We start from the raw sequence: 19,555 nt of genomic DNA, 5'->3' as shown, positions 1-19,555 counted from the left end.
TTTTTGCCGTTCTTCGTTATATAGACTTCGTCAATTATGCTATTTTACCTTTAAAATGATGTTGTAAATATAATGTTGTCTTTATACAAAAATGTTTTATACCTTTTTATTATACAGTTTGCCTTAATATAATTAAAGCTAACGCATTAATAAAATTAATATTTTTACCATTAACATGTACAATGAATAAAGTTAAAAGTAATATGACTTCTATAGATATAAATAAACCCTCGATTGCATCTAAGTCAGCAATCAAGGGTTTAATTTTTAAATCTTCATCGTTTGATGATTAAAATTATCTTTTATCTAATTCTTGTTTTAAAAGTTGATTTACTAATTGTGGATTAGCTTGACCTTTAGACGCTTTCATAATTTGACCAACTAAGAAGCCCATAGCTTTGCCTTTACCATTTTTGTAATCTTCAACTGATTGTTCGTTATTGTCTAATGCTTCATTTACAAATTTTAGAAGTGTTGCTTCATCAGAAATTTGAACTAAGCCATTATCTTCCATAATCTGTTTAGCATTACCACCTTTAGCTGCTAACTCTGGGAAGACTTTCTTCGCAATTTTACTGCTCATTGTTCCGTCTTCGATAAGTTTAATCATACCTGCTAAATTTTCTGGTGTTAATTTAGTATCTAATAATTCTACTTGATTTTTATTTAAATATTCGTTTACGCCACCCATTAACCAGTTAGATGTCAATTTAACATCTGCACCGTGTTCAATTGTTGATTCAAAGAAATCTGACATTTCTTTAGTCAATGTTAATACGTGTGCATCGTATGCAGGTAAACCTAATTCATTTACATACTTAGCTTTACGCTCATCTGGTAATTCAGGAATTGTCTGACGAACACGCTCTTTCCAAGCATCATCAATATATAAAGGTACAATGTCAGGCTCTGGGAAGTAACGGTAATCATCAGAACCTTCTTTAACACGCATTAAAATTGTTTTACCTGTAGATTCATCAAATCGACGTGTTTCTTGTCCGATTTCTCCACCATTTAACAATTCTTCTTCTTGGCGTTTTTCTTCATATTCTAAACCTTTACGTACATAGTTAAATGAGTTTAAGTTTTTCAATTCGGCTTTAGTACCAAATTTTTCTTGACCATATGGACGCAAAGAGATGTTAGCATCACAACGTAAAGATCCTTCTTCCATCTTAACGTCTGATACACCAGTGTATTGAATAATTGAACGTAATTTTTCTAAATATGCATATGCTTCTTTAGGTGAACGAATATCTGGTTCAGATACGATTTCAATTAGCGGTGTACCTTGACGGTTCAAGTCAACTAATGAATACTCACCTTTATGTGTTGACTTACCAGCATCTTCTTCCATGTGAAGACGAGTAATACCGATTCGTTTTGTTTCACCGTCGACTTCGATATCGATATATCCATTTTCACCAATTGGTTGATCAAATTGAGAAATTTGATACGCCTTTGGATTATCTGGATAGAAATAGTTCTTACGGTCAAACTTAGATTCTGTTGCGATTTCCATATTTAGTGCCATTGCAGCACGCATTGCCCAGTCTACTGCACGCTTATTAACAACTGGTAAGACACCTGGATATGCTAAGTCGATAACATTTGTATTTGAGTTAGGTTCTGCTCCAAAATGCGCTGGTGATGGAGAAAACATTTTTGAGTCCGTTTTTAACTCTACGTGAACTTCAAGTCCTATAACTGTTTCAAAATGCATGATTTCCACTCCTTATAATTTTTCATAAACGTCATGTAAATTGTATTGTGTTTCATATTGATAAGCGACACGATATAACGTTTTTTCATCGAATGGTTTACCAATGAACTGTAAACCGATTGGTCGGCCATTTGATTGTCCACAAGGAACAGAAATACCAGGTAATCCAGCTAAGTTTACTGGTGTTGTTAATAAATCATTGGCATACATTGTTAATGGATCATCAATTTCTTCACCTAAATTAAACGCAGTTGTAGGCGCTGTTGGACCAACTACTACATCATAATTTTCGAATACTTTATCAAAGTCATTTTTAATCAATGTTCTAACTTTTTGAGATTTTTTATAGTAAGCATCGTAGTAACCTGAACTTAATGCAAATGTACCTAAGAAAATACGACGTTTTACTTCTTTACCGAAACCTTCAGATCTTGACATTTTATATAATTCTTCTAATGAATGAGCTTCTTTAGAATGATAACCATAACGAATACCGTCAAAACGAGAAAGGTTTGACGAAGCTTCTGATGATGCAATCACGTAATATGATGGAATACCAAATTTAGTATTTGGCAATGATACTTCCTCAACGACAGCACCTAAAGATTTTAAAGTTTCTACAGCGTTTTGAACTGCTTCTTTTACATCATCAGCTACACCTTCACCTAAGTATTCTTTAGGTAATGCAACTTTTAATCCTTTAATATCTTTACCAATTTCAGATGTAAAGTCTACATCATCAACAGGTGCACTTGTAGAGTCATTAACATCTGCACCAGAAATAGCTTCTAATACGATTGCATTATCTTTTACATTTCGAGTCAATGGACCAATTTGGTCTAATGAAGATGCAAAAGCTACTAATCCAAATCGAGATACACGACCGTATGTTGGTTTCATACCGACAACGCCACAATATGCAGCCGGTTGTCTAATTGAACCACCTGTGTCTGAACCTAAGCTAAATGGTACTAAGCCAGCTGCAACTGCTGCTGCAGATCCACCTGATGAACCACCTGGTACTGCTTTATGGTCAAATGGGTTAACTGTTTTTTTGAAATAAGATGTTTCTGTTGAACCACCCATTGCAAACTCATCCATATTTAATTTACCGATTAAAACGGCATTCTCATTATGTAGTTTTTCCATTACAGTAGATTCGTAAATTGGCACAAATCCTTCTAACATTTTACTTGCACATGTTGTTTCTAATCCGTTTGTAATAATGTTATCTTTTATACCCATTGGAATACCAAATAATTTGCCATCCATTTGGTCTTTTGCTTGTAATTCATCCAATTCTTGCGCTTTTTTAATTGCATTTTCTTTATCCAGCGCTAGAAAAGACTTAATTGTTGGATCAGTCTCTTCAATTGCATCATATATATCTTTAACAACATCAGATGGTTTGATTTTTTTGTCTTTTATTAAAGTTAATAAATTCTCAACCGATTCGTAGCGAATGCTCATCTTACGCGTCCTCCTCATTCATGATTGTAGGCACTTTAAATTGTCCATCTTCTGTTTCTTTGGCATTTTTCAAAGCTAATTCTTGCGGAATACCTTTAATTGCTTTATCTTCACGTAAAACGTTTTGTAAATCTAAAACGTGATATGTAGGTTCAACGCCTTCTGTATCAGCGCTATCATTTTGTTTTGCAAAATCTAAAATGCTTTCTAATGTGTTGGCCATTTCTTCCGTTTCTTCAGGAGAAATTTGAAGTCTTGCAAGATTCGCGATATGCTCAACTTCTTCACGTGTTACTTTTGTCATTAATAAAAGCCTCCTTTAAGTCATTCATCACTAAATTGTATCAAATTTCCAATTAAAAATCTAAGTATTTATGAGGTGCTACTTTAATTTCATATAAACTATATAAACATTATCATTCGTTTACCAAATTATTTTTTTATGAAAACAACACCCTTTAATATTAGACAACCCAATTCAATATTATGATTATGCAATTTTAATTATAAAAATTTGCCCATATCCAAAAAATACTAAAGCGCTTTCTATATTGGTATACAAGTATTTCGAAAAGAATAAATTTAATTTTCCTACTTTTCTAAACATTTATCTTTATGTATAATGTTTTCAAGTAACTAAATTATAAATTAAATAAAGGGAGTGTTTATCATGCTTACAATGGGGACAGCATTAAGTCAACAAGTAGATGCCAATTGGCAAACTTATATTATGATTGCCGTCTATTTCTTGATACTAATCGTTATTGGCTTTTACGGTTACAAGCAAGCAACTGGTAACCTAAGCGAGTACATGTTAGGTGGACGTAGTATTGGACCGTATATTACTGCATTATCAGCTGGAGCTTCAGATATGAGTGGATGGATGATTATGGGGCTACCTGGTTCTGTCTATAGCACTGGTCTATCAGCTATGTGGATTACAATCGGTTTAACATTAGGTGCTTATATAAATTACTTTGTTGTTGCTCCTAGACTTCGTGTTTATACCGAATTAGCTGGAGATGCAATTACATTACCAGATTTCTTTAAAAATCGTTTAAACGATAAAAATAATGTGTTAAAGATTATTTCTGGATTGATTATCGTAGTATTCTTTACATTATATACACATTCTGGTTTCGTATCTGGTGGTAAATTATTTGAAAGTGCTTTTGGATTAGATTATCATTTCGGTTTAATATTAGTTGCTTTCATTGTCATTTTCTATACTTTCTTTGGTGGATATTTAGCTGTATCAATTACAGATTTCTTCCAAGGTGTCATTATGTTAATTGCGATGGTTATGGTCCCTATTGTTGCTATGATGAATTTAAACGGCTGGGGAACGTTTCATGATGTAGCAGCTATGAAACCTACAAATTTAAATTTATTTAAAGGGTTATCATTTATAGGAATTATCTCTCTATTTTCATGGGGATTAGGTTATTTCGGTCAACCTCATATCATTGTAAGGTTTATGTCTATTAAATCACACAAGATGCTACCTAAAGCTAGACGTTTAGGTATTAGCTGGATGGCTGTTGGTTTATTAGGCGCTGTGGCTGTTGGTTTAACAGGTATTGCATTCGTACCTGCTTATCATATTAAACTAGAAGATCCTGAGACATTATTCATCGTGATGAGTCAAGTACTCTTCCATCCTCTTGTAGGTGGTTTCTTACTTGCTGCGATACTAGCTGCAATTATGAGTACGATTTCTTCACAATTACTTGTAACATCTAGTTCATTAACGGAAGACTTTTATAAATTAATTCGTGGTGAAGAAAAAGCTAAAACGCACCAAAAAGAATTTGTTATGATTGGAAGATTATCTGTATTAGTTGTAGCAATTGTTGCCATCGCGATTGCATGGAATCCAAACGACACAATTCTAAACTTAGTAGGTAATGCTTGGGCCGGATTTGGTGCATCGTTCAGTCCACTTGTGCTGTTTGCACTTTACTGGAAAGGTTTGACACGTGCCGGTGCTGTATGTGGAATGGTTTCAGGTGCCTTAGTCGTTATCGTTTGGATTGCGTGGATTAAACCATTGGCACATATCAACGAAATATTCGGCTTATATGAAATTATTCCTGGATTTATTGTAAGTGTAATCGTTACATATGTTGTAAGTAAACTTACTAAAAAACCTGGTGCATTTGTTGAAACTGACTTAAACAAAGTCCGCGACATCGTTAGAGAAAAATAATTCATAAGTCTTAACAAATTAAAAAGGTACTAATGTTAATCAAAATTCTGACTAACATTGGTACCTTTTTATTATCTTTAATTTACAATTAATTACTGTAAATATGAACTTGCGGTTCTTTATCATCTTTTGTCTTACTAATTAAAGCGCGTGGTTGGTTACCATCTTTAATACGAATTTCATAGTTATCGATTTTATCGAAATATTTATTCGCTTGTTCAGTAACGTACTGTGTAATACCAATTGTTTCAGCTTGTCCATAGTAATCGATTGGTAAATCTACTACTAATCGTTGTGGCTTTTTATCAACAAATTTAACTTTCCCTACTGCTTGTGTGAAATTAGAAAAATATGATTGCAAATTATCATTAAATTGCTTGAAATTATTATTTAAATTTTCATCATAATCTGCTGCTGTTGAAGAAGGTAATAAAGCTGATTTTTCATTGATATTATGCCATTCATTAAGCTTTGTTTGACTCTTTTCTGCAGTCGCTTGAGTGATAAATTCACCTGGTGTGATTGAATCTTCACTTGATTGCTTATAAATTGCAAAATGAATTGGTATATCTTTTAAATCATCATTTTCACGTAACCTTGATAGTATCTCACTAGCCATTTGTTTACCTTGCTTTTTAACTTCGCTATCATCTAGTTTTTTACTAAAAGTCGGTCCATCTTTTTCTTTTTTATAGTAATAAACACTATTCATAGCTAAACCAATCGTCATACCTTTAATATTCTTACCTTTTGTATCTCCACCACCATAAAAATCTTGTTCTAAAATGTTAGATAAATAGGCTGGTGATTTTTCTGCAATCTTTTCAGGATCTGTTTCACCTTCGTGTGATGGATTAAGTCCTAAATTTTCATTCGCTTTCTTGTCTTTTTTATCTTTTTCAGACATTTTATCGATTTCACGTTTTGTATACTTAGGATTTAAATAGGCATTAATTGTTTTCTTATCCAAAAATTGACCATCTTGATACAAATATTTGTCTGTTGGAAACACTTCTTTACTTAAGTTCAATAAACCATCTTCAAAGTCGCCGCCATTATAACTATTTGCCATGTTATCTTGTAAAAGTCCTCTTGCCTGGCTTTCTTTAAATGGTAACAATGTGCGATAGTTATCACCTTGTACATTTTTATCCGTAGCAATTTCTTTTACTTGATTTGAACTATTGTTATGTTTTTGATTATCTTTTCCAGCCTGGTCATCCTTATGGTTACCACAAGCAGCGAGTATAAAGATAGCTGTAATCAATAATACTAATGTACGCTTCATCGACATACCCCTCTAACTATTTAATTCATTTTGCTTATCTACAAATTGTTGCTCTGTCCAAATTTCAATACCTAAACTTTGTGCTTTTGTTAATTTTGAACCTGCATCTTCACCAGCAATAACGACATCTGTATTTTTAGTAACGCTACTTGTAACTTTAGCACCTTGTGATGCAAGCCATTTAGATGCTTCATTGCGTGTCATTTGATGTAGCTTACCAGTTAGTACTATCGTTTTACCACTAAATTCAGGATGTCCTTCAATATCTGATGTTTTGATACCTTTATAAATCATATTAACATGTTTATCTTTTAATTTTTGAATTAAAGCACGAATATCTTCATTTTCTAAGTAAGTAACTACAGATTGTGCTACTTTATCGCCTATATCATGAATTTCTACTAATTCCGCTTCAGTTACCGTTAGTAATCGATCTATCGTTTCATATTTTTCTGCTAACACTTGGCTCGCTTTAACACCTAAATGCCTAATACCTAAACCAAATAATAAATTTTCTAAAGAGTTGTCCTTAGCTTGTTGAATGGCAGCTAATAAATTATCAACTTTTTTCTGCCCCATTCTATCCAATGGTAATAAATCTTCTTCTGTTAAATAGAAAATATCAGCAACATCTTTAATTAATTCGCTTTGATAAAGCTGTTGAATAATTTTAGTGCCTAAACCATCAATATTCATGGCTTGTCTTGATACAAAGTGAATCAATCCTTCAACAAGTTGTGCTTGGCATTTTGGATTAATGCAACGAAGTGCTACTTCGCCTTCAATACGTACTAATTCATGTCCACAACTTGGACAATGGGTTGGCATATGATATGTGACAGCACCCTCAGGTCTACGTTCTGGAATACTACGTACAACTTCAGGTATGATGTCACCTGCTTTTTTCACTACAACACTATCACCAATTCGAATATCTCTGTCATGAATTAAATCTTCATTGTGCAAAGATGCTCTTGATACAGTTGTACCAGCTACTTTTACTGGTTCTAAAATAGCAGTAGGTGTGACTACACCTGTACGTCCAATACTTAATTCAATATCTAATAATTTAGTTACTACTTCCTCAGCTGGAAATTTATAAGCAATGGCCCATCTAGGAGATTTTTGTGTGAATCCCATCTCATCCTGTTGATCTAAATCATTAACCTTAATAACAATCCCATCAATATCATAAGGTAATGACTCTCTTTGGCTTGTCCATTTTTCAATATACTCTAAAACACCATCGATATTATTTACACGCGCTCTATTTTTATTCGTTGTAAAACCTAATTTATCTAACTCATCTAATGCTTCACTTTGCGAACACGCATTGAAATCAGTGAAATCATTGACACTATATATAAATACGCTTAGCTTTCGTTTTGCCGTTAATTTAGAATCTAACTGTCTTAATGATCCCGCAGCAGCGTTTCTTGGATTTGCAAATAACTGCTCATCATTTTTTTCTTTTTCTTCATTTAATCGTAAAAAAGAACGTCTCGGCATATATGCTTCACCACGAACTTCTACATTTAATGGTTCTTTCATTTTCAAAGGTATCGCATGAATTGTTTTTAAATTTTCGGTAATATCTTCACCTGTTGTTCCATCACCACGTGTTAAACCTTGAACGAAGTATCCATCAACATATTTCAATGATACTGCTAAGCCATCAATTTTTAATTCGCACATATATTCAACGTTGCCAATTTGTTCACGTATGCGTTGGTCGAATTTTCTCAAATCATCCTCATTAAATGCATTCCCTAAACTTAACATTGGCGTGTCATGGTTGACTTTATTGAAAGAGGCTTGGGCTTCACCGCCAACTCTAACTGTTGGAGAATCTACAGTCTTATACTCAGGATGCTCCTCTTCTATTTTAATCAGTTCATGAAGTAATTTGTCATATTCACTATCTGGTACAGATGGATTATCCTCTACATAGTATTCATAACTGTATTGATTTAGTAAATCATGTAACTCGTTCACACGAGACGATAAATCAGCCATCCCTTAATCCTCCTTTTTTTCAATTGGTGCAAATTGCGCTAACAAACGTTTTGGCCCTTGTGATTTAAAGATAATATCTAGTTCGATTGAGCCATTTTTCTCGTTTACATTACTCACCATGCCTTCTCCCCAGGCTTTATGCATCACTTTGTCACCTACATTCCAATCAGATGACGATACTTGTTTTTTCGTTGACGTTGTTCGTTGACTAAATCCACGTTTAGCAAAAGGTTTTGCCTTAGGTTGTATCGTTTGTCGTTTGCCACTTGAATGATTTTCTAATAGTGATTCTGGAATTTCCTTTAAAAACCTAGATGGCATATTTGACTGAGGGCGACCAAATAACATTCTTGATGTCGCATGAGTGATATATAACACCTCTTCAGCCCTTGTAATTGCTACATAACAAATACGACGTTCTTCTTGCATTTCATGATCATCTTCACTCTTAATCGCTCTAATATGTGGGAATAAAGATTCTTCCATCCCCATTATAAAGACGATTGGAAATTCAAGGCCCTTAGCCGAGTGCATCGTCATTAGTGTTACGCCATTTTCAGTATCTGCCTCATCAATATCAGCTACTAACGATAAATCCGTTAAAAAGTTAATTAATGACTGTTCTTCTAATGGGGTATTTTCCTCATAGTCTTTTGGTACTGACATAAATTCATCGATGTTTTCTAATCTACTTCGAGATTCTAGTGTATTTTCACGTTCAAGCATTTCTCGGTAGCCAGACTTTTGTAATACTTCATCAACTATTTCATGAATTTCTAAAAATTCTTGTTCTTTTATCAAGCTTTGGATCAACTCGTAAAAATTAAGACACTCTTGTGTCACCTTTTTTGACAACCCGATAAAATCAGCTTCTCCAAGTGCATCAAACATACTGATATTGTTTTGAAGTGCATAGTTTTGAACTTTTTCAACAGATGAAGGACCTACACCTCTTTTTGGAACATTAATAATACGTTGCAAACTAATGTCATCATTACTATTGGCAATTATACGCAAATAACTTAATAAATCTTTAATTTCTTTACGGTCATAGAACTTTTGGCCACCAACCATTGTGTATGGCATATTAGATTTCATGAATGTTTCCTCAAGTACACGTGATTGTGCATTTGTTCTATATAAAATTGCCATATCTTGATATTTCTTACCATTACGTTGATGCTTCATAATTTCTCGTATTACAAATTCCGCTTCATCACGTTCTGTCATTGCTTCATAGTAATGAATTTTCTCACCATTCGTATTTGCAGTCCACAGTCCTTTTGGCTTACGTTCAGAATTATTTTTAATCACTTCGTTAGCCGCATTTAAAATCGTTTTCGTCGAACGATAATTTTGCTCTAAAAAGATTGTATTCGCTTCTGGGTAGTCTTTTTCAAATGATAAGATATTTTGAATATCAGCACCACGCCAACCATAAATTGACTGATCTGAGTCACCTACAACACATAAGTTTTTAAACTTACTTGCTAATAATTTAACTAAAGTATATTGTGCTTTATTAGTATCTTGATACTCATCCACATGAATATATTGGAATTTGTTCTGATAATATTCTAGAACTTCTGGTACACGCTCAAATAAGTTAATCGTTGTCATAATAAGGTCATCAAAATCTAACGCTTCATTACGTGACAATTGGCGTTGATATCCACTATAAACCGTTGCTACCATTTGCGAGTGATAATCTGTGGCTTCTTTTTGAGCATCTGCAGGTGTTTTAAGTTCATTTTTCAAATTACTGATCGCACCGATAAACATACGTGGTTCAAACTTTTTACTATCAATATTTTCATTTTTTAAGACGTCTTTAATAACAGATTTTTGGTCTGTAGGATCAATTATCGTAAAATTGCGTTCTATACCAATTCGATCTGCATCACGACGTAAAATACGAACACACATTGAGTGGAATGTTGACATCCAAATAACTTCTGCTTGATCACCTACTAATTTTTGAACACGTTCTTTCATTTCTCTTGCAGCTTTATTTGTAAAAGTAATAGCCAAAACATTGTATGGTGAGACATCTTTTTCGTCTAATAAATAAGCAATTCTATGTGTTAAAACACGTGTCTTCCCTGAACCAGCACCTGCCATAATTAACAATGGTCCTTCTGTTGTCTTTACAGCTTCACTTTGCTCTGTATTCATATGATTTAATAACGCATTCATTTACTAGACTCCTTTATTTTTACTGTTTTTAAAGCTTTTTTAATATCTTTATAAATAATATCACCGACGATAATTGTATCTGCAATAGCTGCCACCTCTGTCGCTTGCTGTTCTGAGGAAATACCGCCACCATAAAAAAGTTGCGTTTCTGTTAGATATTCTGAGACAGCTTGAACCTTTGATACGTCGCCATAAACGCCACTATACTCTATATACATAACCGGTAATCGATACATATGATTGACCATTTGGGCATATGCTTCTAAATCTTCTGTTGTTAAATCTGTATTTGCTTTGGTATGTTTTGCCACTTTGCTATCAGCATTGCACACGACATACCCTTCAAATATTACTTCTTCAAAATCTATACTATGTCCATATGTTTTAAGCGCTTCTAATAATGTACCATTGTGAAATGCAACATCTGTACTGTTCAGTACTGTAGGTACAAAATAAAAATCAAAACCAGGCATTACACTTTCGATGTTTGATATTTCAAGTACTAAAGGCAATGGGTATCTTCTTACTCTGCTCATTAAATGAATGACATTATCTTCAGTAACGTCATCAGTTCCACCAATCATAATTGCATCTGTTTGAGACATACAAATCGCATCTAAATCATCATCTGAAATATGTTTAGCTGGGTCTAATTTAAAAATATGGCGCCATTTTTTAATGTCATACATTTTCCGAAACTCCTTTTTTAACATACATATGATTATAGCATTTTTAAGTGTCGAGTTCTAAAGACTTAATATGAAATTTAAGTTCTTTTACTCTGTAAATTTTTTCGTGAAAAAACAATGATTATCTACCTTATTAGTGCAGATAGATAACCATTGTTTATCGTTCATTTATTATTCATTTGTTTCAATATTCATACGATCTAAAATCATTGTATAAGCATCATTACCCCATTGTAATGATCGCTTCACTCTAGAAATCGTTGCAGTCGATGCTCCAGATTCTTGTTCAATCGTTGCATAGGTATAACCTTGCTTAATCATTTTAGCAACTTGTAATCTTTGAGACAGTGATTGAATTTCATTTACAGTACACAAATCATCGAAAAATTGGTAACATTCTTCTCTATTTTCTAACGTTAGTATTGCATCAAACAATTCATCTAACGCTGCACCTCGTAATTTTTCAATTTGCATATCGAAACAACCCCTATAATTTTATTCTTTATGTCATTTTAACGCATTAACCTATTAAAGTGTAGCGATTTATATTTTATTAAATCTGAATCGTTACTTTATTTAATTTTATGCTAATCCAGCGCGTTCGAAAATAGTGTCAACTTGATTCAAATGATGTTTAGGATCGAAACATTCATCCAATTCTTCTTTTGTTAAAACACTTGTAATAGACTCATCTTGTTCGATTAATTCACGGAAAGGTGTTTTCGTTTCCCAAGATGTCATCGCTTTTGGTTGTACTTTGTCGTATGCTTCTTCACGAACCATACCTTTATTAATTAATGCTAATAAGACACGTTGTGAGAAAATCAGACCAAATGTTTTATCTATGTTAATACGCATATTATCTTCAAATACAGTTAAACGGTCCACAATATTCGTGAAACGATTCAATGCATAATCTAGTGCTATTGTAACATCTGGTAACATAATACGCTCAGCTGAAGAATGAGAAATATCTCTTTCATGCCATAATGGCACATTCTCATAAGCTGTAGTAATATAACCACGAATTACTCTTGAAATACCTGTGATATTTTCAGAACCAATTGGATTTCGTTTATGAGGCATTGCAGATGAACCTTTTTGACCTTTTGCAAATGCTTCTTCAACTTCTCTTGTTTCAGTTTTTTGAAGGTTACGAATTTCAACGGCAAATTTTTCTAGTGACGTCGCGATTAATGCTAATGTCGCAATATAGTATGCATGTCGATCACGTTGCAATGTTTGTGTTGATACAGGCGCTGTGCCAATACCTAAATGTTTACACACATAACTTTCTATTTCAGGAGGAATGTTAGCAAAAGTACCTACTGCACCACTCATTTTCCCTACTTCAATTTCTTCTCTTACTTGTTTGAAACGTTGTAAGTTACGTTGCATTTCCGTGTACCACAATGCCATTTTGACACCAAATGTAGTTGGTTCTGCATGCACTCCATGTGTACGTCCCATCATCAACGTATATTTATAATTTTTTGCTTTTTCAGCTAAAACGTCGATAAATCTTTCTAAATCTTTTTCAATAATGTCATTTGCTTGTTTAATAACGAAACTTAAAGCTGTATCTACAACATCAGTAGAAGTTAAACCATAATGTACCCACTTACGTTCTTCACCTAGCGTTTCAGAAACTTGTCTAGTAAAGGCTACAACATCATGGCGCGTTTCTTGTTCAATTTCTTGTGCACGTTCGACATTTACCTTTGCGTTTTGACGAATTTTTTGTACGTCAGCTTTCGGTATGTGTCCTAATTCACTCCATGCCTCACATGCTAAAATTTCCACTTCTAACCATGCTTCATAGCGATTTTGATCAGTCCAAATATTAGACATTTCTTCTCTAGAATAACGTTCAATCATTTTTTTAACTCCTATCGTATGTATACTCGAATTTTCAAAAACAGAACATTTTTAACAAAAATAAATAAAAAGTTCGTTTTTAACTCTACTCTTCACAGTTTAACAGAATTGGTTATAAATGTATAAAAAATTTCCGTATATTCTCATTCTATTTTATTTTTTACATTAATACAATTATCTATGGCAGATTAATACTGATTTCTAATTGTAAATGTTCGCAACACTTTAATCTAATTGGTATTTATAATGATCCATTAAGAATATATTATTGCATTTTAGTTTTTCTCCCCTCAAGTACACTATCCAACTTTTTATTACAATTAGGACAATCAAAAGCTTTAGTAATATCAGATAATATTCACTTTACTTCTCCTATTGTATGGAATTTTCAACAATCTACTTTACCTAGTTTCATAATATTTCTTCTTACATTTCATAATATGTTTTAAAATTATTCACTTCTAATATAACAAATTTTCTACTCACAAAAAGAATATATGTTCTATTGCATAGGTATGGCATTTTAAATATAAGCCATTAATATCGAACTCCAGAATCGTATAAATACGAAACTGATTGTAGAAAAATACGCAGAGATTTTCATAATAGTAAATTTTTATAGAAAGACATAAATTGACTACGCTTCTTTCGAAATCGACTAATACATTTTCATGAAACTTTCGATCATATTAATTATTGAATGAGATGTTTGCAATATAGTAAATAAGATACTAAATTATTACATAAACTGATAATGTGTAATAATTAAATATTTTTTAAACATAGATTAAAAATTTATATTGAAATTCTTAACTAAATTTAATATAATTATTTTATAATAAAAGAAAGGAGTTTTTATATGAAAAGAAACTTTCCAAAATTAATAGCTTTAAGTTTAATATTTTCTTTAAGTATTACCCCTATTGCAAACGGTGAGAGCAATTCAAATATCAAAGCAAAAGATAAGAAGCATGTGCAAGTTAATGTCGAGGACAAGAGTGTTCCTACTGACGTACGTAATTTAGCGCAAAAAGACTATCTTTCTTATGTTACTTCACTTGATAAAATCTATAATAAAGAGAAAGCCTCGTATACACTTGGTGAACCTTTTAAAATTTATAAATTCAACAAAAAGAGTGATGGTAATTATTATTTTCCTGTTTTGAACACTGAAGGTAATATCGATTATATAGTTACAATTTCACCAAAAGTCACTAAGTATTCTAGTTCATCTCCTAAATACACAATCAATGTTTCCCCATTTTTATCTAAAGCCTTAAATCAATATAAAGATCAACAAATTACTATTTTGACAAACTCAAAAGGTTACTATGTGGTTACTCAAAATCATAAAGCTAAACTCGTACTAAAAACACCACGTCTAGAAGATAAAAAGTTAAAAAAGACCGAGAGTATACCTACTGGCAATAATGTAACGCAACTAAAGCAAAAAGCTTCTGTCACTATGCCAACTAGTCAATTTAAAAGTAATAATTATACTTACAACGAGCAATATGTAAATAAACTTGAGAATTTCAAGATAAGAGAAACTCAAGGTAACAATGGTTGGTGTGCAGGCTATACGATGTCTGCATTACTAAATGCGACTTATAATACTAACAAATATCATGCAGAAGCTGTGATGAGATTTTTACACCCAAACTTACAAGGACAACGATTCCAATTTACTGGTTTAACGCCAAGAGAGATGATTTATTTTGGACAAACTCAGGGAAGAAGTCCACAACTTCTTAATAGAATGACTACATATAATGAAGTTGACAATCTTACTAAAAATAATAAAGGAATTGCTGTTTTAGGTAGTAGGGTAGAATCAAGAAATGGTATGCACGCAGGGCATGCCATGGCAGTTGTTGGGAACGCTAAATTAGATAATGGACAAGAGGTTATAATTATATGGAATCCATGGGATAATGGTTTTATGACTCAAGATGCTAAAAACAATGTTATTCCAGTATCCAATGGCGACCATTATCGATGGTATTCATCTATTTATGGTTATTAAAATTTGTATTTTAGAAAGGTAAATAATATTATGGAACAAATTGAATTATTTAGTATTGATAAATTCAAATGTAATTCAGAGGCTACGTATTATCTTAATATTATTGAGGGAGAATGGCATCCTCAAGATTTAAATGATAGCCCTTTAAAATTTATTCTCAGTACCTCAGACGATTCTGATTACATTTGCAAATATATAAATACAGAACACAAACAACTCACATTATATAATAAAAATAATAGCTCAATTGTTATTGAAATATTTATACCAAATGATAATAAAATACTACTAACAATTATGAACACAGAAGCTTTGGGAACTTCTCCTAGAATGACTTTCATTAAGCATAAGTCATAAGACTATCTAGATATGATTAAGTAAACTATTAATCTTATTAAAGGTCTCTAGGAAGAAAAAATTTCATGCGATGAGATTGTTTTAGAAAAAGCGACGATATATATATAATCTAACAATAATTTTAAAATATTAAGAACCCCCAGCATATGCTTTATATAGCTTGCTGGGGGTTTCTCATACAATATGGATTAAGCATCTTGCATGTATAAACACTTAGGCTATTCAAAGTAAAATTACTCAAACTTTGAATAGCCTTTCCTCTTCAAATAGTCTTTATTTAAATTGGATTATGTTATTGGATTTTCTTACCTACAAAAATGATTTCTTGATGCGATACTTCAACCGTGCCATCATTTTGTTCTTGAAACACGGGTTTTTCAATACGTTTTACCGGCATATACCCTTGCATTTTCATTCGTGACAAACAATCAGCAATTGTTTCATTCTCATTTACTTTGAATTTCATGTTCTACTACACTTTCCAGTTCTTCTGGTTCATAATCTTTAAGCTTTCTACGACGAATGCCTTTAGTCCAGAATCCACCATGTATGTTTCGAGGTTCATACGCAATGATAAATGCTTTCGGATCTAAATTTTTTATCGTATCCATCAATTTACGTTCATATTTTCTTGGTGTTAAAATTTGCATCACCATACGACTACCATCTCTACCAAACGCAGCATAGTGCGTAACGCCATATCCTAAATTTCGAAGTTCATTCGGTAAATCTAACTCATATTCTGCTGAAGTTACATTTACAACTGTATAACCTAATGCCAGTTTTTCTTCTATTTTCATACCAACAATGATACCTATTGAAAAACCAAATGCGTAGGCAATAATATTTTGAATATGGTCTAAATTAGACATAACCAAACCTAAACCAACGATATAAACTAATACTTCTAAAAAACTAACTGATGCAGCAATATAACGATAACCTTTCAACGTTAAAATTGTTCGCATCGTTAAAAACGTTACATAACAAACGTTAATGATAAATATAGTTAGTACCATTAACCATGGATTTTCTGTTACGAATGACATAAGACGCCCCACTCTCTTTCAATTACACTTTAAATACCAAACTGCTTCAAACTAACCTTAATGAATGCATATTAATATAATATAGTACGAAAACTCTCATAAATAAATAGCGAATTTGTCATAAATAAAAATTTATTCTCAAATGAACATACTTACATTAGTTCATACACTATCAATTTATATACTGAAGTAGCCTAGCTGAATGTGGTTTAACGTTATTAATTCTAACTCATATTTAATTTAAGTCACACGTTTAGAAGAAAAAATTAAACTAGGATTTTGGCCACGTGTATCTTGTATATGCAAGTTCACGTTTGTGTGCATTTCGTATATAATGATTTTCAATTACTTTTTGTTCTTCTGGCGTAACTGGCTTACCTTCTAAATAATTATCAATCGCCTCATAAGTTACACCTAATGCATCTTCATCTGGAAGCTGTGGTTTATCATCTTCTAAATCAGCAGTTGGCGTTTTTTCATATAATTCCTTTGGCGCACCAAGATACGCTAATAATTGACGACCTTGTCGTTTATTCAAACCAAATATAGGTGCGATATCTGCAGCACCATCACCGTACTTCGTATAAAAACCAGTTATATTTTCAGCTGAATGATCTGTTCCTACTACAATACCTTGTCGGTTTGAAGCAATTGAAAATTGTACTTTCATACGTTCACGCGCTTTTTCATTTCCTTTTTGGAAATCTGTAAGAACAATACCGGCTTCTTTTAATGATTGCACACTTTGATCAACTGCAGGTTTAATATTTACAGTAACTATTTCGTCTGGTTCAATGAATCGCAAAGCTTGCTCAACTTCATCAGCATCTTTTTGAACTCCATAAGGTAATTTAACTGCAATAAACGTACAATCAATGCCTTCTTCACGTAATTCGTTAACAGACATTTGTACTAATTTTCCAACTAATGTAGAATCTTGTCCTCCTGAAATACCTAACACTAAAGATTTTATAAATGAATGTGATTGTACATAATTTTTTATAAATTGCTTTAATTCCATAATTTCTTCAGCACTATCGATGCGCTTTTTCACTTTCATTTCTTGTACAATAACGTCTTGTAATTTACTCATTATCTTCTTCCATCTCCTTAACGTGTTCCGCAACTTCAAAAATACGTTTATGTTTATTATCCCAACATGCCTTGCTTAAATCGACTGGATATTCTTGTGGATTAAGGAAACGCTTATTTTCATCCCAAATAGATTGTAATCCTTGTGCTAAATATTCACGTGATTCATCTTCTGTTGGCATTTGATATACTAATTTACCATTTTCATAAATATTATGATGCAAATCAATGGCTTCGAAAGATTTTATAAACTTCATTTTATAAGTATGCACTGGATGGAATAATTTTAAAGGTTGTTCATCGTATGGATTTTCATTTTCCAAAGTAATATAATCGCCTTCTGCTTTACCTGTTTTCTTGTTTATAATGCGATATACATTTTTCTTACCTGGCGTCGTAACCTTTTCAGCGTTATTTGATAATTTAATACGATCACTATATGAACCATCTTCATTTTCAATAGCTACAAGTTTATATACTGCACCTAATGCTGGTTGATCGTATCCTGTAATCAGCTTTGTACCAACGCCCCAAGAATCTACTTTTGCACCTTGTGCTTTCAAACTCGTAATCGTTTCTTCATCCAAATCATTAGACGCGATAATTTTAGTTTCAGTAAATCCTGCTTCATCAAGCATACGTCTTGCCTCTTTAGATAAATAAGCGATATCTCCAGAATCCAATCGAATACCTACAAAGTTAATTTTGTCACCTAATTCTTTTGCAACTTTTATTGCATTTGGCACGCCAGATTTTAAAGTATGGAATGTATCTACTAGGAACACACAATTTTTATGTCTTTCAGCATATTTTTTGAAGGCAACATATTCGTCTCCATAAGTTTGGACAAATGCGTGTGCATGTGTACCAGACACAGGTATACCAAATAATTTACCTGCCCTAACATTACTTGTAGAATCAAAGCCCCCGATGTAAGCAGCTCTAGCGCCCCACAATGCTGCATCAATTTCTTGCGCACGACGTGTACCAAACTCCATTAATTTATCATTTGATGCAATTTGACGAATTCTACTAGCCTTTGTTGTAATTAGTGTATGGAAATTTACAATGTTTAATAAAATTGTTTCTATTAATTGCGCTTGAATCAATGGTGCTTCTACGCGTAACAATGGTTCGTTACCAAAGCATAATTCGCCTTCTTGCATCGAACGGATGCTGCCTGTGAATTTTAAATCTTTTAAATATGATAAGAAATCATCCTTGTAGCCAATAGACTTTAAATATTCCAAATCAGATTCTGAAAATCCAAAATGTTCTATAAAATCAATGACGCGTTTTAAACCATTAAAAACAGCATAGCCACTATTAAATGGCATTTTTCTAAAATACAAATCAAATACAGCCATTTTTTCATGAATATTATCATTCCAATAACTTTCAGCCATATTTATTTGATATAAGTCATTATGTAACATTAAACTGTCGTCTTCTAATTGGTACACTTGTATCTCTCCAATCGACCTAAATATTTTCTTACATTTTATCATAATTCATTTTTTTATATACATAAGAGCCCCTTAATTTCCATACTTTTAATTAAA

17 protein-coding genes are annotated in these 19,555 nt (G+C 32.5%); 3 read left to right on the top strand and 14 right to left on the bottom strand.

Going from position 1 to position 19,555, the window contains the following annotated elements; translation table 11 throughout:
* Positions 1-109: 109 nt before the first annotated feature.
* Genes ACXQH5_RS09205 through gatC form a run of 4 tightly spaced genes read right to left on the bottom strand, consistent with a single transcriptional unit; the run spans position 110 to position 3,497 of the window.
* Positions 110-256, bottom strand: a complete 147-nt coding sequence (locus tag ACXQH5_RS09205) for a hypothetical protein (RefSeq protein WP_001789566.1) — start codon at positions 254-256, stop codon at positions 110-112.
* Positions 257-295: 39 nt separating this feature from the next.
* Positions 296-1,723 carry an Asp-tRNA(Asn)/Glu-tRNA(Gln) amidotransferase subunit GatB gene (gene gatB / locus ACXQH5_RS09200; protein WP_000545370.1) on the bottom strand — a complete coding sequence of 476 codons (1,428 nt, stop codon included), beginning with the start codon at positions 1,721-1,723 and terminating at the stop codon, positions 296-298.
* 12 nt (positions 1,724-1,735) lie between these two features.
* Positions 1,736-3,193, bottom strand: coding sequence for an Asp-tRNA(Asn)/Glu-tRNA(Gln) amidotransferase subunit GatA (gene gatA / locus ACXQH5_RS09195; protein WP_000027928.1), 1,458 nt, complete (start codon positions 3,191-3,193; stop codon positions 1,736-1,738).
* 1 nt (position 3,194) lies between these two features.
* A complete protein-coding gene (gene gatC / locus ACXQH5_RS09190; RefSeq protein WP_000170162.1) occupies positions 3,195-3,497 on the bottom strand; it encodes an Asp-tRNA(Asn)/Glu-tRNA(Gln) amidotransferase subunit GatC in 303 nt (100 codons plus the stop codon).
* Positions 3,498-3,863: 366 nt separating this feature from the next.
* Between gatC and putP the strand changes: the two genes are divergently transcribed.
* The gene (putP, locus tag ACXQH5_RS09185) at positions 3,864-5,402 is read left to right on the top strand and encodes a sodium/proline symporter PutP (protein WP_000957018.1); all 1,539 of its coding nucleotides are present in this window, start codon (positions 3,864-3,866) and stop codon (positions 5,400-5,402) included.
* 88 nt (positions 5,403-5,490) lie between these two features.
* Here putP and ACXQH5_RS09180 read toward each other — a convergent pair whose 3' ends face one another.
* From ACXQH5_RS09180 to purB, 6 genes are all read right to left on the bottom strand, one after another.
* A complete protein-coding gene (locus ACXQH5_RS09180; protein WP_000831695.1) occupies positions 5,491-6,690 on the bottom strand; it encodes a CamS family sex pheromone protein in 1,200 nt (399 codons plus the stop codon).
* Positions 6,691-6,702: 12 nt separating this feature from the next.
* Positions 6,703-8,706, bottom strand: coding sequence for an NAD-dependent DNA ligase LigA (gene ligA / locus ACXQH5_RS09175; protein WP_000774560.1), 2,004 nt, complete (start codon positions 8,704-8,706; stop codon positions 6,703-6,705).
* 3 nt (positions 8,707-8,709) lie between these two features.
* Complete coding sequence (gene pcrA / locus ACXQH5_RS09170; protein WP_000992924.1) at positions 8,710-10,902, bottom strand: DNA helicase PcrA; 2,193 nt, start codon at positions 10,900-10,902, stop codon at positions 8,710-8,712.
* The gene (pcrB, locus tag ACXQH5_RS09165; RefSeq protein WP_458067203.1) at positions 10,899-11,591 is read right to left on the bottom strand and encodes a heptaprenylglyceryl phosphate synthase; all 693 of its coding nucleotides are present in this window, start codon (positions 11,589-11,591) and stop codon (positions 10,899-10,901) included. Before pcrB ends, pcrA begins: the two co-directional genes overlap by 4 nt.
* Positions 11,592-11,762: 171 nt before the next feature.
* On the bottom strand, positions 11,763-12,065 hold the full coding sequence (locus tag ACXQH5_RS09160) for a YerC/YecD family TrpR-related protein (protein ID WP_001165363.1): 303 nt from the start codon (positions 12,063-12,065) through the stop codon (positions 11,763-11,765).
* A gap of 108 nt (positions 12,066-12,173) precedes the next feature.
* Positions 12,174-13,469, bottom strand: a complete 1,296-nt coding sequence (purB, locus tag ACXQH5_RS09155; protein ID WP_000572876.1) for an adenylosuccinate lyase — start codon at positions 13,467-13,469, stop codon at positions 12,174-12,176.
* An 859-nt stretch (positions 13,470-14,328) separates the two neighbouring features.
* Between purB and scpA the strand changes: the two genes are divergently transcribed.
* Together scpA and ACXQH5_RS09145 are read left to right on the top strand one after the other, a co-directional pair.
* Complete coding sequence (gene scpA, locus ACXQH5_RS09150) at positions 14,329-15,495, top strand: cysteine protease staphopain A (RefSeq protein WP_000827742.1); 1,167 nt, start codon at positions 14,329-14,331, stop codon at positions 15,493-15,495.
* A gap of 30 nt (positions 15,496-15,525) precedes the next feature.
* Complete coding sequence (locus ACXQH5_RS09145; protein ID WP_000434935.1) at positions 15,526-15,852, top strand: staphostatin A; 327 nt, start codon at positions 15,526-15,528, stop codon at positions 15,850-15,852.
* A 292-nt stretch (positions 15,853-16,144) separates the two neighbouring features.
* Here the strand turns inward: ACXQH5_RS09145 and ACXQH5_RS09140 are convergent, their stop codons facing one another.
* The 4 genes from ACXQH5_RS09140 to ACXQH5_RS09125 all read right to left on the bottom strand — a co-directional run bounded on the left by ACXQH5_RS09140 (position 16,145) and on the right by ACXQH5_RS09125 (position 19,456).
* Positions 16,145-16,318 (bottom strand): NETI motif-containing protein, encoded by a 174-nt coding sequence (locus ACXQH5_RS09140; protein WP_000669863.1) that lies wholly within the window; start codon positions 16,316-16,318, stop codon positions 16,145-16,147.
* Positions 16,299-16,901, bottom strand: coding sequence for a DUF2179 domain-containing protein (locus tag ACXQH5_RS09135; protein ID WP_000011542.1), 603 nt, complete (start codon positions 16,899-16,901; stop codon positions 16,299-16,301). Before ACXQH5_RS09135 ends, ACXQH5_RS09140 begins: the two co-directional genes overlap by 20 nt.
* Positions 16,902-17,172: 271 nt before the next feature.
* Positions 17,173-17,994 (bottom strand): ammonia-dependent NAD(+) synthetase, encoded by an 822-nt coding sequence (nadE, locus tag ACXQH5_RS09130; protein WP_000040873.1) that lies wholly within the window; start codon positions 17,992-17,994, stop codon positions 17,173-17,175.
* Positions 17,987-19,456: a nicotinate phosphoribosyltransferase gene (locus tag ACXQH5_RS09125; RefSeq protein ID WP_000284433.1), complete on the bottom strand. Its 1,470-nt coding sequence runs from the start codon at positions 19,454-19,456 to the stop codon at positions 17,987-17,989. The genes nadE and ACXQH5_RS09125 overlap by 8 nt, the downstream gene beginning before the upstream one ends.
* Positions 19,457-19,555: the final 99 nt, after the last annotated feature.

The organism is Staphylococcus sp. SA22 (genome assembly GCF_054165785.1).
This window is presented reverse-complemented; position numbering and strand designations above follow the sequence as displayed.